Genomic DNA, 16,342 nt, shown 5'->3' with positions numbered 1-16,342 from the left:
GGACATCCTTTTAGTTCGCTCGGTCGGGCCTGAGCCCGACCTAATCGTTTCGCAACCAAAGACCGCTCACGGCGTGGCCGGGATCGACCCGGCCGCGCCGCTGGCGTCTCAGCCCTTCAACACTTCGACCAAGGTCTTTCCAAGGCGCGCCGGCGAGGGCGAGACCCGGATGCCGGCCGCTTCCATCGCCGCGATCTTGTCCTCGGCGCCGCCCTTGCCGCCCGAGATGATCGCGCCGGCATGGCCCATGCGGCGGCCGGGAGGAGCCGTGCGGCCGGCGATGAAGCCGACCATCGGCTTCTTGCGACCACGCTTCGCCTCGTCCTTGATGAACTGCGCCGCGTCCTCTTCGGCCGAGCCGCCGATCTCGCCGATCATGACGATCGACTCGGTCTTCGGGTCCGCCAGGAACATCTCGAGCATGTCGATGAACTCGGTGCCCTTGACCGGGTCGCCGCCGATGCCGACGGCCGTGGTCTGGCCGAGGCCCTCGTTCGTGGTCTGGAACACTGCCTCATAGGTCAGCGTGCCCGAGCGCGAGACGATGCCGACATTGCCCGGCTTGAAGATGTTCGCCGGCATGATGCCGATCTTCGACTGGCCGGCGGTGACGACGCCGGGGCAGTTCGGGCCGATCAGGCGGGTCTTGGAGCCGACGAGCGAACGCTTGACGCGGACCATGTCGAGCACCGGGATGCCTTCGGTGATGCAGATGACGAGCGGGATCTCGGCATCGATCGCCTCGCAGATCGCGTCCGCCGCGCCCGGAGGCGGCACGTAGACGACCGAAGCATCGGCGCCGGTCTTGGCCTTGGCCTCGTGCACGCTGTCGAAGACGGGCAGGCCGAGATGGAGCGAGCCGCCCTTGCCCGGCGAGGTGCCGCCGACCATCTGCGTGCCATAGGCGATCGCCTGCTCGGAGTGGAAGGTGCCGTTCTTGCCGGTGAAGCCCTGGCAGATGACCTTGGTGTTCTTGTCGATCAGGATGGACATGTCTGCTCCTCAGGCCTTCTTGATCGCGGCGACGATCTTCTGCGCGGCGTCGTCGAGGTCGTCGGCGGGGATGACGTTGAGGCCGGACTCACGGATGATCTTCTTGCCTTCCTCGACATTCGTGCCTTCGAGGCGCACGACCAGCGGAACCTGAAGACCGACCGCCTTCACCGCCGCGATGACGCCGCGCGCGATGACGTCGCACTTCATGATGCCGCCGAAGATGTTGACGAGGATGCCCTTCACCTTCGGGTCGGCGGTGATGATCTTGAACGCCGCCGTGACCTTCTCTTCGCTGGCGCCGCCGCCGACGTCGAGGAAGTTGGCGGGCGATTCCCCGTAGAGCTGGATGATGTCGAGCGTCGCCATCGCGAGGCCGGCGCCGTTGACCATGCAGCCGATCGTGCCGTCGAGCGCGATATAGGCGAGGTCGTACTTGGAGGCCTCGATCTCCTTCTCGTCCTCTTCCGTCGTGTCGCGGAGCGCGACGATTTCCGGGTGACGATAGAGCGAGTTGGAGTCGAACGAGACCTTGGCGTCCAGGCACTTGAGCTGGCCCTGGGTCGTCACGATCAGCGGGTTGATCTCCAGCATGTCCATGTCCTTGGCCACGAACGCGTTGTAGATCTGGCCGAGCACGGTGCCGGCCTGCTTGGCGAGATCGCCCTGCAACCCGAGGATGCGCGCCATGGCGCGGCCGTGATGCGGCATGATGCCGGTGGCCGGATCGACCGAGAAGGTCTCGATCTTCTCGGGCGTGTCATGGGCGACGGCCTCGATGTCCATGCCGCCCTCGGTCGAGACGACGAAGGCGATGCGCGAGGTCTCGCGGTCGACCAGCGCCGAGAGGTAGAACTCCTTCTCGATGTCCGAGCCGTCCTCGATATAGAGGCGGTTGACCTGCTTGCCGGTCTCGCCCGTCTGGATCGTCACCAGCGTGTTGCCGAGCATTTCCTTGGCGTGGGCCTCGACCTCGGCCACCGACTTGGCGAGGCGGACACCGCCCTTGGCATCGGCCGGCAGTTCCTTGAACTTGCCCTTGCCGCGCCCGCCGGCGTGGATCTGCGACTTCACGACGTAAAGCGGCCCCGGCAGCTTCTTGGCGGCCTCGACAGCCTCCGCAACCGTCAGTGCCGGGAAACCGGCCGAAACAGGCGCGCCGAATTCCTTGAGGATGGCTTTGCCCTGGTATTCGTGGATGTTCATGTGCTCGGTTTCCCTGGCAGCGGCAAAAATTGACGAAAGGGCGGCCGCGCGTCTCCGCGCCGCCGCCCTCGCTCTAGATCACGCGAGTGACGGGTCGATGTTCTTGCAGGCGTCGATTAGGCCCTGCACCGAAGCCACCGACTTCGCCAGCATCTCCTTCTCGGCGCCGTTGAGGCGGATCTTGACGACGCGCTCGACCCCCTTGGCGCCGATCACGACGGGAACGCCGACGAACATGTCCTTGACGCCGTACTGGCCCTTGAGAGCCGCAGCGGCCGGCAGCACGCGCTTCTGATCCTTGAGATAGCTCTCGGCCATCGCGATCGCGGAAGCCGCCGGCGCGTAGAAGGCCGAGCCGGTCTTGAGCAGGTTGACGATCTCGCCGCCGCCCTTGCGGGTGCGCTCGACGATGGCGTCCAGCTTCTCCTGCGTGGTCCACTTCATCTTGACGAGGTCCGGCAGCGGGATGCCGGCGACGCCCGAATAGCGGACCAGCGGCACCATGTCGTCGCCATGGCCGCCGAGCACGAAGGCAGAGACGTCCTTGACCGAGACCTGGAACTCTTCGGCAAGGAAGTGGCGGAAGCGGGCCGAGTCGAGCACGCCGGCCATGCCGCAGATCATGTTGGGCTTCAGGCCCGAGAACTTCTGGAGCGCCCAGACCATCGCATCGAGCGGGTTGGTGATGCAGATCACGAAGGCCTTCGGAGCATACTGCTTGATGCCCTCGCCGACCGACTTCATCACCTTGAGGTTGATGCCGATCAGGTCGTCGCGGCTCATGCCGGGCTTACGCGGCACGCCGGCGGTGACGATGATCACGTCGGCGCCCTTGATGTCCTCGTAGGAATTCGTGCCCTTGTAGCCGGCGTCGAAGCCGTCGACCGGCGCGGACTCGGCGATGTCCAGGCCCTTGCCCTGCGGAATGCCCTCGGCGATGTCGAACAGGACGATGTCGCCCAGTTCCTTGAGGCCGGCGAGGTGGGCGAGCGTGCCGCCGATCTGGCCGGAGCCGATGAGGGCGATCTTCTTACGGGCCATTGCCTAGTCCTTTGTTTCTGGCGCTACCATCGATCCGGCCACTGCCGGCTTCGACATTCAAAATGCCTTGGCGCTGCGACAGGCCGGGGACCCGGCCAAACCGTGCGTTCCTTTGGCCCAAACCGGCCTTTTGCCGCAACCCTCGCCGCAAAAGCGGCTTTTCTCGGGCATCGGGCGCCTCGCGCGACACCGCGCGAGGCCGACTTATATTTTTCAATAGCTTAGAAGAGGCGGATATTCGCACTCGGTTCCAGAAGGAACGAAATCCGACAATTACAATTTACAGAAATTGTAATTGGTCACCAGATTATTCACACGATCCCGCTGCCGAGCACCCGTAGGATCACGCGGATCAGGGTCGAGAGCCGCGTATCGACCGATGCCTGCGGCACATCCGCCTCCAGCGCCAGCGAGGCCGGATGGATGAAGCGGTTGGTGGCGTCGATGACGAAGGCGATCGCCCGGTCGCGGTCGCGCGGCTCGAACACGCCGGTCGCCATGCCCTCATCGACAACGCGCTCGAACAGCGCGCGCACGCGGGTGCGGTTGCGCCGGCTGATCGCATGCCGCTTGGCCACCGCCAGCGACAAGGCCGCGAAGAGATGCGGCTCCTCGGTCAGGAGATCGCGATTGGCCTTGGCCAGCGCCAGGATCAGGCGCTCCAGCTTGTCGTCGGCCGGGTCCGGGCCATCGGCGACATCGGCGAGGCGGCGCTCGGTCGCCTTCAGCCAGACATCGACGACGGCGTCGATCAGCGCCCCCTTGGAGGGGAAGTAGCGATAGACATTGGCATGGGTCATGCCCGCCTCTTCCGCCACGGCGACGACGGTGAAGCGCTTCAGCCCGAACTTGCGCAGATGCTCGCCGGCGACCGTGAGGATGCGGGTCTCGCTCGGCTCGCGCTGGACCATGGCTCAGGTCTCGACCAGGCCGGTGGTGTTGCCGCTCGCTGCCGAATCCGGCCGGCCATGCGGCATCGCGAGATAGTCTTCGGAACGCATCTCGATCAGGCGGGAGACGGTACGGTCGAACTCGAAGGCCTCGCGCCCCGCGCTCGCGCGATAGAGTTCATGCGGCTCGGCCGCCGCCGAGGCGACGAGCTTCACATGATGCTCGTAGAGCGTGTCGATCAGGATGATGAAGCGCTTGGCCTCGTTGCGCCGGTCGAAATCAAGGATTGGGATGTCGTCCAGCACTAGCGTGTGGAAGCGCTGCGCCAGCGCGATATAGTCCGACGCGCCATAGGCCTGCGCACAGAGATCGGCGAAGCCTGCCCGCGCCACGCTGCCGGCCGCCTGCGGCAGGACGAGGTCGTGGCCCTGCACGGTGAGCACCGTGCGCTGCCCCTGCGCCTTGCCTGACAGTGCCTTGAAGGCGGCATCGAGCGCGGCCTTCGCCTTCTCGTCGGCCGGGACATGATAGACCGGCGCGCCGCCGAGCTTCTCCAGCCGGAAATCGGTGCGCGCATCGAGCTTGAGCACCTCGACCTTGGTCTGCAGCAACTCGATGAAGGGCAGGAACAGCGCCCGGTTGAGCCCGCCTTCATAGAGGCGCGACGGCTCGACATTCGAGGTCGCGACCACGACGACACCGGCGGCGAACAGCGCCGTGAACAGCCGGCCGAGGATCATCGCATCGGCGATGTCGGTCACGGTGAACTCGTCGAAGCAGAGCAGATAGGCCTCTTCCGCAAGGTCCGCCGCGACGGGCGCGATCGGATCGGAATCCTTGACCTCGCCGCTCTTGATCTTCTGGCGATAGGCGTTGATCCGGCCATGGACGTCGGCCAGGAACTCGTGGAAATGCACGCGGCGCTTGCGCTTCACCGGCGCCGCCTCGAAGAACATGTCCATCAGCATGGTCTTGCCGCGGCCGACCGAGCCCCAGACATAGAGCCCCTTCGGTGCCGCCGCGGTGTCGGGCTTGCGGCCGAAGAGCCAGCCGAGCGCGCTGCCCTTGCGGGCGAGCCGGCGGGCGGCGAGCGTCTCCGTCAGCGCCTGAAGCTTCCTGACCACCGCGACCTGCGCGGGATCGCGCTCGATGGCGCCCGCCTCGACCAGGGCGGCGTAACGGTCGGTGATCGAGGCTGACATGACGGCGGGCGCTGGCGATCCGGATGAGACCTGACCGGGTTACGGCAGCGCAGCCGCCCGGGCAAGCCCGAGACGAAAATCCCGGCGCAGGCAAGGCCTGGCCGGGATCGGATTGTCGTGCTGAGCGCCGAGGCTGGCTCAGCCGGCCTCGGCCGGGCTCACTTGCCCTGGTTGATGGTGACCGGCTTCACCGCGTTGTTGGCGAGGCCATACTTCTCGATCAGCTTGTCATAGGTGCCGTTCGCCTGCAGCCGGTCGAGCGCGCCCTTGACCGCGTCACGCAGCTGCGTGCCTTCCGCCGTCTTGGCGAAGGGGATGCCGGCCAGCGAATGGGTGAACGGCTTGCCGAGCGGGATATAGGTGTTCGGCTCCAGCTTCTGGAAATGGCTCATCGTCTCGCTGCCCTGGACGCCGCCCTGCAGGCGCTGCGTCTTGAGCTGGGTGCGGGCGTCGACCGAGCCCTCGGTGCCGACCACGTTGATCGCGGGCTTGCCCTTGGCGACGCAGTTCGCCTCGCTCCACTCGCCGATCTGGCGCGGCCAGTTGGTCGCGCGGCTGGCGCCGACGCTCTTGCCGCAGAGGTCCTCGGGGGTCTTGATCGTGTCCTTGAAGGCGGTGACCGTGTAGAACTGCGCGCCGGAATCCATGTAGTCGATGAAATCGGCGGTCTCGCGCCGGGCCGGCAGGTCGCTCATGCCCGCCATGACGGCATCGACGCGGCCGGTCTGCAGCGAGGGCAGCATCTGGGCGAAGGCGGTCTCCTGCCACTCGACCTTGACGCCGAGCTCCTTGGCGATGGCCTCGCCCAGCTCGATATCGAAGCCCGAAAGCTGGTTGGTGGCGACATCCTTGAAGGCGATCGGCGGATAGTTCGGCTGGGTCGCGATCACGATCTTGCCGGCGGTCTTGACGCGCTCAGGCAGGGCCTGGGCCTGCGCGGCGAGCGCGGTGCCGGCGAGCAGCGCGGCAGCGATGGTCAAACGAAGCATGTGGTCTCTCCCTCTCTTGAAACGAATACCGTCGCCGTCACTTCAGGACGGCGGCGATGAAGTCGCGCGTGCGCGCCTGGCTGGGCGAGACGAGCACGGTCTGCGGCGGCCCCTGCTCGACGATCTCGCCCTTGTCCATGAAGACGACGTCGCCCGCGACCTCGCGCGCGAAGCCGAGCTCGTGGGTGACCACGATCATGGTCATGCCGCTGGCCGCGAGATCGCGCATCACGTTGAGCACCTCGCCGACGAGTTCCGGATCGAGCGCCGAGGTCGGCTCGTCGAACAGCATCAGCTTGGGCTTCATCGCCAGCGCCCGCGCGATGGCGACGCGCTGCTGCTGCCCGCCCGACAATTCGCTCGGATAGGAATCGCGCTTGTCGGCGAGGCCGACGCGCTCCAGCAGCGCCATCGCCTCGGCGACGATCTGCTTGCGCGGCTGCTTCAGCACCGTGAGCGGCCCCTCGATGATGTTCTGCAGCGCCGTCATGTGGTTGAACAGGTTGAAGCGCTGGAACACCATGCCGGTGACGAGGCGCTGGCGCGCGATCTCGACATCGGTCAGTTCGTGCAGTTCGTCGCCGACACGGCGATAGCCGATCAATTCGCCATCGACGCGGATCGCGCCCTGGTCGATCTTCTCGAGCTGGTTGATGCAGCGCAGCAGCGTCGACTTGCCCGAACCCGACGGCCCGATGATGCACTGGACCGTGCCGGGCTCGATCGAGAGCGAGACGTTGTTCAGCGCCTTCAGGTCGCCGAAGAGCTTGCTGACATTGGCGATCGTGACGATCGCGCTGTCGGCCTTGGCCTGGGTCTCGACCGCGCTCATGCCGCGTCCTCCTGCACCGCCGCGCGTTTGGCGCGCCGCCCTCCCCGCCCCTTCGAGAAATGGCGTTCGAGGAAATACTGTCCGACCTGCAAGATCGTGACCACGAGCAGGTACCAGCCGGCCGCGACGATCAGCAACTCGATGACCCGCGCATTGGCGTAGTAGATGGTCTGCGCGTTGCGCAGGATCTCGGCATACTGGATCACGCTGGCGACCGAGGTCAGCTTGACCATGCTGATCACCTCGTTGCCGACCGGCGGGATGATGACGCGCATCGCCTGCGGCAGCACGATGCGGCGCAGCGTCGTGAGCCGCGTCATGCCGATCGACTTGGCCGCCTCGGTCTGCCCGGTATCGACGGAGAGGATGCCGCCGCGCACCACCTCGGCGGTATAGGCGCCCTGGTTCATGCCGAGGCCAAGCAGCGTCGCCATGAACGGCCCGATGATGTCGATCGTCCGCCAGGAGAATACGCCGGGGATGCCGATGGTCGGGAAGACAAGCGCCAGGTTGAACCAGATCAGCAGCTGGAGCAGCAGCGGCGTGCCGCGGAAGAACCAGATGTAGAACAGCGCGACGCTGCGCAGCACCGGGTTCGGCGACATGTACATGATCGCGAAGACGACGCCGAGCACGATGCCGAGTGTCATCGCGCAGACCGTCATGATCAGCGTGTTGCCGAGGCCGGAGATGATCGCCGGCGCAGTGAAGAACTGCCGGACGACCGGCCAGGCGATGTCGCCCTCGACGAAGGCCATCACGATCCAGGCGAGGATCGCGAGGATCACGGCCGAGGCGAGCCAGCGCCCGTAGAAGCGCCGCGGCACGATCCGGAGCTGCGAGACCGCCGCGAGGTCGCGGCTGCTGATCGAAGATGTCGCGTCGCTCATCGCCCGCCCTCCCGGCTCCAGGTTTCGAGATCGGCGAGCTTGCCGCGGAAGCGCACGATCTGCTCGCGCACCCGCTCCGGCGCCGTGCCGCCACGGCCGCTGCGCGCGGCGACCGCGGCATCGAGCGTCAATTGGTCGAGCACGCCGGCATCAAGCCGGGGATCGACGGCCCGGAGATCAACCGCATCGAGCGATTCAAGCTCGCGCCCCATCTCCTCGCAGTAACGGACCAGAGCGCCGGTGATCTCATGCGCCTCGGCGAAGGGCACGCCCTGGCGCGCCAGATGATCCGCCACTTCGGTCGCCAGCGCGAAGCCGGAGCCGGCCTGCGCGCGCATCACCGCGGGGTCGGCGCTCATGCTGGCGATCAGCCCGGCAAAGGCCGGCAGCACCTCTTCGAGCACATCGACGGCGTCGAAACCCGTACGCTTGTCCTCGGCGAGGTCGCGATTATAGGACAGCGGCAATCCCTTGAGCGCGCCGAGCATGGTGACGAGGTCGCCGGCGAGCCGCGCCGCCCGGCCGCGCGAAATCTCGGCGATATCCGGGTTCTTCTTCTGCGGCATGATCGAGGAGCCCGTCGCGAAGGCGTCGTCCAGCGTCACCCAGGCGAACTGGCGGGAGGTCCAGAGCGTCACCTCCTCCGCCAGGCGCGACAGGTTCGTCGCCAGCATCGCCGCGACGAACAGGAATTCCGCGACATGGTCGCGCGCGCCGACCGCATCGACCGAGTTCTCGAACGGCCCATCATAGCCGAGCGCCTTGGCGCTGAGCTCCGGGTTCAGCGTGATCGCAGAGCCCGCGAGCGCCGCCGCGCCGAGCGGGGACTGGCCGGAGCGCTTCTCCCAGTCGGTCAGGCGCGAGGCATCGCGCATCAGCACCTGGCCATGCGCCATCAGCCAATGGCCGAAGGTGACGGGCTGCGCGCTCTGGAGATGGGTGAAGCCGGGGCAGACGGAGGTCGCATGCTCCTCCGCCTGATCGGCGATCGCGGTGAGCAGCTCCGCCAGCATCCCGGCGAGCGAACGCGACTTCCCCCGCAGATAGAGCTTCAGATTGTTCGCCGCCTGATCGTTGCGCGAGCGCCCAGCGCGGAGCTTGGCGCCGGTCGAACCGATACGCTCGGTCAGGATGCGTTCGATGAAGGTATGGACGTCCTCGTCATCCGGCCCCGGCGCGATCCGCCCCTCGACCGTGTCGCGGGCGATCCCGTCGAGCGCGGTCAGGATGGTCTCGAGCTCCTGCGCCGTCAGCAGGCCGGCGCGCCCGAGCTCGGCCGCATGGGCCTTGCCGCCCGCGACGTCCTGCGGCACCAGCCGGGCATGCTCGCCGGCGGCGCTCGACAGCTTCATCAGGCGCGGATCCGGCTGCTTGCGGAAGCGGCCGCCCCAGAGACGGGTCGTCTGGTTCATGATGTCGTTCTCCCCTCAGGGAAGAATGGCCTCTTGACCGAGAGACCGGCAAACGAAACGATCTCCGCCGCGATAGTCCAAAAAGGAATACCCCATGGCGGCCGGCCGGCCCCCTCCGTCATCGACTGCGCTCAGGGCCTTCGCGACCGTCGCAAGGCTCGGCTCGACGGCGCGCGCCGCCCAGTCGGTCAACCTGACCCAGAGCGCGGTCTCCAAGCAGATCCTCTCGCTGGAGCATCATCTCGGCACCGTGCTGTTCGACCGCAGCCCGCTCGGCCTCAAGCTCACCGAGGCCGGCGCGATCTACCTGCCTTATGCCGAGGCGGCGCTGGAGCAGATGGAGCGCGGCGCGCGGCGTCTCGTGGAGCGCAACGCCATCGCCCGGCCGATCCGCCTGCATATGATCGCTATTGCCGGCGAACGCTGGCTGATGGCGCGCTTCCCCGCCTTCGCCGAGGCCCACCCCGGCGTCGACGTGCAGTTCACCAACTATGTCAGCGAAAGCGAGACCGAGGAGCCGGATATCGAGATCGCCCATGGTGTCGAACCCTGGCCCGGCAAGGAGGCGCATTACCTCTTCGGCCGCGATGTCGCGCTCGTCGCCGCGCCCAACCTGATCGAGCGCATGGGCGGCTTCCGTCGCGCCGCCGACATCCAGAAGGCGACGCTGCTACAGCATTACCAGATGCCGACCTTCTGGGCCGAGTTCACCGAGGCGCACGGCCTGCGCGGCGCAGTGCCCGAGCACACCGTGCGCTACGGCTATTATTCGGTGATCACCAGCGCCGCCGTAGCGGGCCTGGGCTTCGCGCTGGCGCCACGCTGCTATGTCTCCGACGAGCTGGCCTCCGGCGCGCTGGTCAATCCGCTGGGCCTCGGCTTCACCAGCGCCATCGGCTGCTGGCTGACGCGCCCGCTCGACCAGCCCTCGCGCCCGGGCCTAGATGCCTTCATCGCCTGGCTGAAATCAGAAGCCGCGCAATTCGACGCCGCCACCCGGGCACCCGCCTGACCCGGCCGACGAAACCTCCCCTTCCTCGGCGCGTTGATGCTGGGGAGGAGGAGCCATGCTGACCATTCTGCCCGCGCCGGACCATGTCGCGGCCTATCGCCTGATGCAGACGCTGACCGGAGAGGATGTCGACGCGATCATGGCCGATATCGGCACCAAGCTCGCCCGCCACGAGAAGGTCGGCGTGCTCGTCGATCTCACCGATTTCACCGACATGACGCTCACCGCCGCCTGGAAGGACGCGCGCTACAGCATCGGCAAGCTCTGGGAACTGAAGCGCTTCCCGAAGGAGGCCGTGATCACCAACAAGGGCTGGCTCGCCGGCTTCATCGATCTGCTCGATCCGGCGATCCCCTTCGTCAAGGTCCGCGCCTTCAAGCCCGAGGACTTTGAGAAGGCGCTGGCCTGGGCCGGCGATATCGAGGGTGGCCCGGACGCCTAAGGCTTACGCGGCGCCGCCGCGCGCAAAGGTTTCATCGAAGGCATAGCCGGCGCCGCGCACCGTGCGCAACGGGTCCTTCGCATCGCCGGGCGTAATCGCCTTGCGCAACCGCCCGACATGAACGTCGACCGTGCGCTCGTCGATATAGACGTCGCGGCCCCAGACGGCATCGAGCAGCTGGGCGCGGGAGTATACCCGGCCCGGCGCCTGCATCAGGAATTCCAGCAGGCGGAACTCGGTCGGCCCGAGATGCAATTCGCTGCCCGCCCGGCGGACGCGCCGCGTCGTGCGGTCGAGTTCGAGATCGCCGGCCGCAAGCAGGCCCGCGACATGCCCGGGCTTGGCCCGGCGCAGCAGCGCCTGGATGCGCGCGATCAGTTCCGGTAGCGAAAACGGCTTCACGACATAGTCGTCGGCGCCGGTCGCGAGCCCGCGCACACGCTCGGTCTCTTCGCCGCGCGCCGTCAGCATGATGATCGGCACGCGCTCGGTATCGCGGCGCGAGCGCAGTCGGCGGCAAAGCTCGATGCCGGACAGGCCCGGCAGCATCCAGTCGAGCAGGACGAGATCGGGCGTGTGATCGCGCAGGTGCAATTCCGCATCGTCCCCGCGCGCGACGCTGTCGACCTCGAAGCCCTCGGCTTCGAGATTGTAGCGCAGCAGCAGGGTGAGCGGCTCCTCGTCCTCGACGATCAGGATGCGTGCGGCCATGTTGGCTTTGACCTTAGTTTCCCGTCACCGCTTCGACCTCGATATTGGTCGTGTCGAGCTTGGGGCGGTTCGCATCGAGGGAATCGCCGGTGACGAGGTAATGGATGGTCTCGGCGATATTGGTGGTGTGGTCGCCGATGCGCTCGATGTTCTTGGCGCAGAACAGGAGATGCGTGCAGAAGGTGATGTTGCGCGGATCTTCCATCATATAGGTCAGGAGTTCGCGGAACAGCGAGGTGTAGAGCGCGTCGATCTCGTCGTCGCGCTTCCAGACCTCGAGCGCCTTCTGCTCGTTGGTCGCGGCATAGGCGTCGAGCACGTCCTTGAGCTGGGCCTGCACGAGGCGGCTGATATGCTCGAGGCCGACGACCGCGCGATGCGGCGGCTGGAACTGCCCGGCAATGGCGACGGCGCGCTTGGCGATGTTCTTGGCGAGGTCGCCGACGCGCTCGATATCGGAAGCGAGGCGGATCGCCGAGATCAGCTCGCGCAGGTCCTGCGCCAGCGGCTGGCGCCGGGCGATGGTGAGCACGGCCTTTTCCTCGACCTCGCGCTGGAGATTGTCGAGGCGCTGGTCGGCCGAGATGATCTTCTGGGCAAGCGCGGTGTCGCGGCGAACGAGCGCGACCGTGGAATCGCCCAGCATGCGCTCGGCCATGCCGCCCATTTCGGCAAGGCTGCGGCGGATGCCTTCGAGATCGGCGTCGTAGGAGCGGACGATGTGGTCGGTCATAGGGGTGTCCTCCTCGTCGCCGCTTAGCCGAAACGGCCGGTGACGTAGTCCTGGGTCTGCTTCTTGGCGGGGTTCATGAAGATGGTGTTGGTCGGCGCGAACTCGATGACTTCGCCGAGATACATGAACGCCGTGTACTGCGAGATGCGCGCCGCCTGCTGCATGTTGTGCGTGACGATGGCGATGGTGAAGTCGCTCTTCAATTGCTCCAGCAGGTCCTCGATCTTGCCGGTCGAGATCGGGTCGAGCGCCGAGGTCGGCTCGTCGAACAGGATCACTTCCGGCTTCTGCGCGATGGTGCGCGCGATGCACAGGCGCTGCTGCTGGCCGCCGGAGAGGCCCATGCCGGAACTCTTCAGCTTGTCCTTGACCTCGTCCCAGAGCGCGGCGCGGCGCAGCGCGCCCTCGACACGGTCGTCGAGTTCCGACTTCGGCGGCTTCTCGTAGAGGCGGATGCCGAAGGCGACGTTGTCGTAGATCGACATCGGGAACGGCGTCGGCTTCTGGAAAACCATGCCGACGCGCGAGCGCAATTCGTTCACGTCGACGTCGTTGGAGATGATGTTGCGGCCGTCGAGCATGATCTGCCCTTCTGCGCGCTGCTCCGGATAGAGCGAGTAGATGCGGTTGAAGATGCGCAGCAGGGTCGACTTGCCGCAGCCCGACGGGCCGATCAGCGCCGTGACATGGCGGTCGCGGAAGTCGAGATTGATGTTCTTCAGCGCCTTGTGCTCGCCGTAGTAGAAATCGAGGTTCTTCACCGCGATCCGGACGGGCGCCTCGGCATCGAGCGACTGGGGGGAGAGTTCAAGGGTCGAAAGCATCGACTTAGGTCCTCAAGGTCGGTCGCGACCGGGTTGGTTTCAGGCTCACTTGCTGCCGGCGACGATACGCCGGGCAACGATCGAGAGCACGAGGATCGAGACGGTGATGATGAGCGAGCCGGCCCAGGCGAGCTGCTGCCAGTTCTCGTAAGGGGCGGAGGCGAACTGGTAGATCGTCACCGGCAGGTTGGAGACGCCGCCGACCAGCGTCGGCGAGAACCAGAAATTGTTGTTGAGCGCGGTGAAGAGCAGCGGCGCGGTCTCGCCGGCGATGCGGGCGAGCGCCAGCAGGATGCCGGTGACCATGCCGGCCTTGGCCGCGCGCCAGGTCACCGAGGTGATGACGACAGAGGGCGGCGCGCCGAGCGCCGCACCCGCCTCGCGCAAGGGGCCGGGGACGAGGTTCAGCATGTCCTCGGTGGTGCGCACGATCACCGGGATCGCGATGATGCCGAGCGCGACGCCGCCGGCCCAGCCGGAATAGCCGCGGAACGGCTCGACCAGGATGACGTAGACGAACAGGCCGATCAGGATCGACGGCGCCGAAAGCAGGATGTCGTTGATGAAGCGGATCAGGTTGGCGAGCTTCGAGCCGCGGCCATATTCCGCAAGCCAGGTGCCGGCGAGCACGCCGATCGGCGTGGCGATGGCGATGCCGAGGAAGGTCAGCACGAAGGAGCCGACGATAGCGTTGGCGATGCCGCCGCCTTCCGTGCCGGGGCCGGGCGTGACCGCCGTGAAGGTCGCGACCGAGAGTCCGCCGATGCCCTTCACCAGGAGCATGCCGAGGATCCAGAACAGCACGAAGATGGCGGTGAAGGTGAAGCCGGTGGCGATGATCTTCATCATCCGGTCGGCGGTGCGGCGCGACTGGCGCACGCGCCCCCAGGGAGCGTGGGGGAGTTCGCGGGGCGAGGTCGTCATGGTCATGGGGTTGAGCCTCAGTAGCGCTTGACGCGGGCGACCAGCAGTCGCGCGATGACGAGGACGACGAAGGTGACGAAGAACAGGATGCAGCCGAGCGCGATCAGCGCGTTGAGCTGCAGGCCCATGGCCTCGTTGAACTCGTTGGCGATGCGCGAGGCGATGGTCGAGCCGGGATCGAGGATCGAGGCCGAGAGCCGGTTGGCGTTGCCGACAACGAAGGTCACCGCCATGGTCTCGCCGAGCGCGCGGCCGAGGCCGAGCATCACCGCGCCGATGATCGAGACGCCGGCCTGCGGCACCAGGACGTGGCGCACGACCTCCCAGGTCGTCGCGCCGATGCCATAGGCGCTCTCGCGCAGCACCGAGGGGATCTGCTCCAGCATGTCGCGGGTGATCGAGGCGATGAACGGCACGATCATGAAGGCGAGGATGATGCCGGCGGTGAAGATGCCGAGCCCCGAAGGCGAGCGCGAGTAGAGCACCGTACCGACGATCGGCATGCCCTCGACGATGTTCGAGAGCGGGATCTGCACATAGGCCGCGAAGAGCGGCACGAATACGAACAGGCCCCACATGCCGTAGATGATCGAAGGCACGGCGGCGAGCAATTCGATCGCGGTCGCGACCGGCTTCTTGAACCAGGCCGGGGCGAGCTGCGTCAGGTAGACAGCAATGCCCAGCGAGAGCGGCACGCCGATCACCAGCGCGATCAGCGCCGTGGAGAGCGTGCCGACGATCGCCGGCCAGGCGCCGTATTGCTCGTTCTGGGTATCCCAGACGCTCGAAGTGATGAAGCCGAGGCCGAACTCGCGGAAGGCCGGCCAGCCACCGATGACCATCGAGGCCATGATGGCGGCAAGCAGAACCAGCACCAGCAGCGCAGCGGCGAAGCTGGCGTTGCGGAAGGCGAAATCGAAGGTCGCCTTTGGCGTCTTTCTGACGATCGGCGTCGCGCCGGGAATGCTCGACATGTCGGTTGCTGCGGTCATCCGCGGAGGCTCCGGTATCGTGGCCGGGATCGGCGGCGGTATCCGCCGAACCCCAGCCTTCATCCTGAAGAGCCCCGTCCGGTCAGGCTCTTCAGGATGAAGGCTTCAGGAAGTGCGGCGAGGCGGGAAAACCCGCCTCGCCCTGTCGATGGCCGCGATCAGAAGATCGGCTTGCCGGAGTTGTCGGTCACGCCCTTCCAGGCATTGCGGACCTGGTCCTTCACGTTCGCCGGCAGGGCGACGTAGTCGAGGTCGCTGGCGAGCTTGTCGCCGTTCTTGTAGGTCCACTCGAAGAACTTCAGCGCGGCCTGCACCTCTTCCGGCTTCTCCGGCTTGGCATGGACCAGGATGAAGGTCGCCGAGGTGATCGGCCAGGCTTCCGCGCCCTTCTGGTTGTTGAGCGAGATGCCGAAGCCCGGCTGCTCGTTCCAGTTGGCGTTGGCAGCGGCGGCCTGGAAGGCCTTCTCTTCCGGAGCCGGGAAGTTGCCGTCGGCGTTCTTCACCAGGGCGTGGGAGAGCTTGTTCTGCTTGGCATAGGCATACTCGACATAACCGATCGAGTTGGCGACCTGCTTGACCGAGGCCGAGACGCCCTCGTTGCCCTTGCCGCCGATGCCGACCGGCCACTGCACGGCGGTGTTGGTGCCGAGCTTCGCCTTCCAGTCAGCCGAGACCTTCGAGAGATAGTCGGTGAACACGAAGGTCGTGCCCGAGCCGTCCGAGCGGTAAACCGGGTTGATGTTCGCGTCCGGCAGGGTCACGCCGGCATTGAGAGCCACGATCTTCGGGTCGTTCCACTTCTTGATGTCGCCCATGTAGATCTGGGCGATGATCTCGCCGGAGAGCTTGAGCTTGCCCGGCTCGACACCGGCGATGTTCACGGCCGGCACGACGCCGCCCATGACGGTCGGGAACTGGATCAGGCCGTCCTTGGTCAGGTCCTCGCCCTTGAGCGGGGCGTCGGTCGCGCCGAAGGCGACGGTCTTGGCCTTGATCTGGCGGATGCCGCCACCCGAGCCGATCGACTGGTAGTTCAGGCCGGTGCCCGTCTCCTTCTTGTAGGCCTCGGCCCACTTTGCGTAGATCGGGAAGGGGAAGGTCGCGCCGGCGCCGGTGATGTCGGCAGCCTGGGCGGAACCGGCGATCCCGACGGCAGCAGCCGCGAGAACGAGAATCTTGCGCATGTGAGATGTCCTCATCTGGTCGCTCTATCTAGCGGCCCTGTCAGAACACCCTCTGTATGACAGC

The 16,342-nt window shown here is 66.4% G+C and carries 17 protein-coding genes; 2 read left to right on the top strand and 15 right to left on the bottom strand.

Annotated features, from left to right (window positions below; all coding sequences use genetic code 11):
- Positions 1-108 precede the first annotated feature (108 nt).
- The 9 genes from sucD to argH form a co-directional block, all read right to left on the bottom strand.
- Positions 109-993, bottom strand: coding sequence for a succinate--CoA ligase subunit alpha (gene sucD, locus WFK61_RS08350; RefSeq protein ID WP_257731093.1), 885 nt, complete (start codon positions 991-993; stop codon positions 109-111).
- A gap of 9 nt (positions 994-1,002) precedes the next feature.
- Positions 1,003-2,199 (bottom strand): ADP-forming succinate--CoA ligase subunit beta, encoded by a 1,197-nt coding sequence (gene sucC / locus WFK61_RS08345; RefSeq protein WP_336811067.1) that lies wholly within the window; start codon positions 2,197-2,199, stop codon positions 1,003-1,005.
- Positions 2,200-2,277: 78 nt separating this feature from the next.
- Positions 2,278-3,240: a malate dehydrogenase gene (gene mdh / locus WFK61_RS08340; RefSeq protein ID WP_336811066.1), complete on the bottom strand. Its 963-nt coding sequence runs from the start codon at positions 3,238-3,240 to the stop codon at positions 2,278-2,280.
- Between the two features lie 311 nt (positions 3,241-3,551).
- Complete coding sequence (locus tag WFK61_RS08335) at positions 3,552-4,151, bottom strand: TetR/AcrR family transcriptional regulator (protein ID WP_336811065.1); 600 nt, start codon at positions 4,149-4,151, stop codon at positions 3,552-3,554.
- A 3-nt stretch (positions 4,152-4,154) separates the two neighbouring features.
- Positions 4,155-5,333: a cell division protein ZapE gene (zapE, locus tag WFK61_RS08330; protein WP_336811064.1), complete on the bottom strand. Its 1,179-nt coding sequence runs from the start codon at positions 5,331-5,333 to the stop codon at positions 4,155-4,157.
- Positions 5,334-5,491: 158 nt separating this feature from the next.
- Positions 5,492-6,322 carry an ABC transporter substrate-binding protein gene (locus WFK61_RS08325; RefSeq protein ID WP_336811063.1) on the bottom strand — a complete coding sequence of 277 codons (831 nt, stop codon included), beginning with the start codon at positions 6,320-6,322 and terminating at the stop codon, positions 5,492-5,494.
- Positions 6,323-6,359: 37 nt separating this feature from the next.
- Entirely contained in the window at positions 6,360-7,154 is a 795-nt protein-coding gene (locus tag WFK61_RS08320) for an amino acid ABC transporter ATP-binding protein (RefSeq protein WP_336811062.1), read from the bottom strand.
- The gene (locus WFK61_RS08315; protein ID WP_336811061.1) at positions 7,151-8,044 is read right to left on the bottom strand and encodes an amino acid ABC transporter permease; all 894 of its coding nucleotides are present in this window, start codon (positions 8,042-8,044) and stop codon (positions 7,151-7,153) included. Before WFK61_RS08315 ends, WFK61_RS08320 begins: the two co-directional genes overlap by 4 nt.
- Entirely contained in the window at positions 8,041-9,456 is a 1,416-nt protein-coding gene (gene argH, locus WFK61_RS08310) for an argininosuccinate lyase (protein WP_336811060.1), read from the bottom strand. Before argH ends, WFK61_RS08315 begins: the two co-directional genes overlap by 4 nt.
- 94 nt (positions 9,457-9,550) lie before the next feature.
- Between argH and WFK61_RS08305 the strand changes: the two genes are divergently transcribed.
- Positions 9,551-10,468: a LysR substrate-binding domain-containing protein gene (locus WFK61_RS08305; RefSeq protein WP_336811059.1), complete on the top strand. Its 918-nt coding sequence runs from the start codon at positions 9,551-9,553 to the stop codon at positions 10,466-10,468.
- A 55-nt stretch (positions 10,469-10,523) separates the two neighbouring features.
- Positions 10,524-10,910: a SpoIIAA family protein gene (locus WFK61_RS08300; protein ID WP_336811058.1), complete on the top strand. Its 387-nt coding sequence runs from the start codon at positions 10,524-10,526 to the stop codon at positions 10,908-10,910.
- 3 nt (positions 10,911-10,913) lie between these two features.
- On the opposite strand, the gene phoB is transcribed toward WFK61_RS08300, so the two are convergent.
- From phoB to pstS, 6 genes are all read right to left on the bottom strand, one after another.
- Positions 10,914-11,621: a phosphate regulon transcriptional regulator PhoB gene (gene phoB, locus WFK61_RS08295; RefSeq protein WP_047576054.1), complete on the bottom strand. Its 708-nt coding sequence runs from the start codon at positions 11,619-11,621 to the stop codon at positions 10,914-10,916.
- Between the two features lie 13 nt (positions 11,622-11,634).
- On the bottom strand, positions 11,635-12,354 hold the full coding sequence (gene phoU / locus WFK61_RS08290; protein WP_336811057.1) for a phosphate signaling complex protein PhoU: 720 nt from the start codon (positions 12,352-12,354) through the stop codon (positions 11,635-11,637).
- Between the two features lie 23 nt (positions 12,355-12,377).
- Positions 12,378-13,178, bottom strand: a complete 801-nt coding sequence (pstB, locus tag WFK61_RS08285; RefSeq protein ID WP_199091950.1) for a phosphate ABC transporter ATP-binding protein PstB — start codon at positions 13,176-13,178, stop codon at positions 12,378-12,380.
- Positions 13,179-13,223: 45 nt separating this feature from the next.
- Positions 13,224-14,108, bottom strand: coding sequence for a phosphate ABC transporter permease PstA (pstA, locus tag WFK61_RS08280; protein ID WP_336811056.1), 885 nt, complete (start codon positions 14,106-14,108; stop codon positions 13,224-13,226).
- Between the two features lie 11 nt (positions 14,109-14,119).
- A complete protein-coding gene (gene pstC / locus WFK61_RS08275; protein WP_336811055.1) occupies positions 14,120-15,094 on the bottom strand; it encodes a phosphate ABC transporter permease subunit PstC in 975 nt (324 codons plus the stop codon).
- A 158-nt stretch (positions 15,095-15,252) separates the two neighbouring features.
- Positions 15,253-16,278 (bottom strand): phosphate ABC transporter substrate-binding protein PstS, encoded by a 1,026-nt coding sequence (gene pstS, locus WFK61_RS08270; protein WP_336811054.1) that lies wholly within the window; start codon positions 16,276-16,278, stop codon positions 15,253-15,255.
- Between the last annotated feature and the right edge of the window lie 64 nt (positions 16,279-16,342).

It is taken from the genome of Allobosea sp. MMO-172 (assembly GCF_037147855.1).
In the GTDB taxonomy this organism is placed as follows: domain Bacteria; phylum Pseudomonadota; class Alphaproteobacteria; order Rhizobiales; family Beijerinckiaceae; genus Allobosea.
The sequence above is the reverse complement of the archived record's forward strand: the minus strand, read 5'-3'. Positions and strand labels throughout refer to the sequence as shown.

What these genes read in the sequence shown, in the direction of transcription:
- sucD (WP_257731093.1), bottom strand. Translation starts at nt 993, where the DNA reads ATGTCCATCCTGATCGACAAGAACACCAAGGTCATCTGCCAGGGCTTC.
- sucC (WP_336811067.1), bottom strand. Translation starts at nt 2,199, where the DNA reads ATGAACATCCACGAATACCAGGGCAAAGCCATCCTCAAGGAATTCGGC.
- mdh (WP_336811066.1), bottom strand. Translation starts at nt 3,240, where the DNA reads ATGGCCCGTAAGAAGATCGCCCTCATCGGCTCCGGCCAGATCGGCGGC.
- WFK61_RS08335 (WP_336811065.1), bottom strand. Translation starts at nt 4,151, where the DNA reads ATGGTCCAGCGCGAGCCGAGCGAGACCCGCATCCTCACGGTCGCCGGC.
- zapE (WP_336811064.1), bottom strand. Translation starts at nt 5,333, where the DNA reads ATGTCAGCCTCGATCACCGACCGTTACGCCGCCCTGGTCGAGGCGGGC.
- WFK61_RS08325 (WP_336811063.1), bottom strand. Translation starts at nt 6,322, where the DNA reads ATGCTTCGTTTGACCATCGCTGCCGCGCTGCTCGCCGGCACCGCGCTC.
- WFK61_RS08320 (WP_336811062.1), bottom strand. Translation starts at nt 7,154, where the DNA reads ATGAGCGCGGTCGAGACCCAGGCCAAGGCCGACAGCGCGATCGTCACG.
- WFK61_RS08315 (WP_336811061.1), bottom strand. Translation starts at nt 8,044, where the DNA reads ATGAGCGACGCGACATCTTCGATCAGCAGCCGCGACCTCGCGGCGGTC.
- argH (WP_336811060.1), bottom strand. Translation starts at nt 9,456, where the DNA reads ATGAACCAGACGACCCGTCTCTGGGGCGGCCGCTTCCGCAAGCAGCCG.
- WFK61_RS08305 (WP_336811059.1), top strand. Translation starts at nt 9,551, where the DNA reads ATGGCGGCCGGCCGGCCCCCTCCGTCATCGACTGCGCTCAGGGCCTTC.
- WFK61_RS08300 (WP_336811058.1), top strand. Translation starts at nt 10,524, where the DNA reads ATGCTGACCATTCTGCCCGCGCCGGACCATGTCGCGGCCTATCGCCTG.
- phoB (WP_047576054.1), bottom strand. Translation starts at nt 11,621, where the DNA reads ATGGCCGCACGCATCCTGATCGTCGAGGACGAGGAGCCGCTCACCCTG.
- phoU (WP_336811057.1), bottom strand. Translation starts at nt 12,354, where the DNA reads ATGACCGACCACATCGTCCGCTCCTACGACGCCGATCTCGAAGGCATC.
- pstB (WP_199091950.1), bottom strand. Translation starts at nt 13,178, where the DNA reads ATGCTTTCGACCCTTGAACTCTCCCCCCAGTCGCTCGATGCCGAGGCG.
- pstA (WP_336811056.1), bottom strand. Translation starts at nt 14,108, where the DNA reads ATGACCATGACGACCTCGCCCCGCGAACTCCCCCACGCTCCCTGGGGG.
- pstC (WP_336811055.1), bottom strand. Translation starts at nt 15,094, where the DNA reads ATGACCGCAGCAACCGACATGTCGAGCATTCCCGGCGCGACGCCGATC.
- pstS (WP_336811054.1), bottom strand. Translation starts at nt 16,278, where the DNA reads ATGCGCAAGATTCTCGTTCTCGCGGCTGCTGCCGTCGGGATCGCCGGT.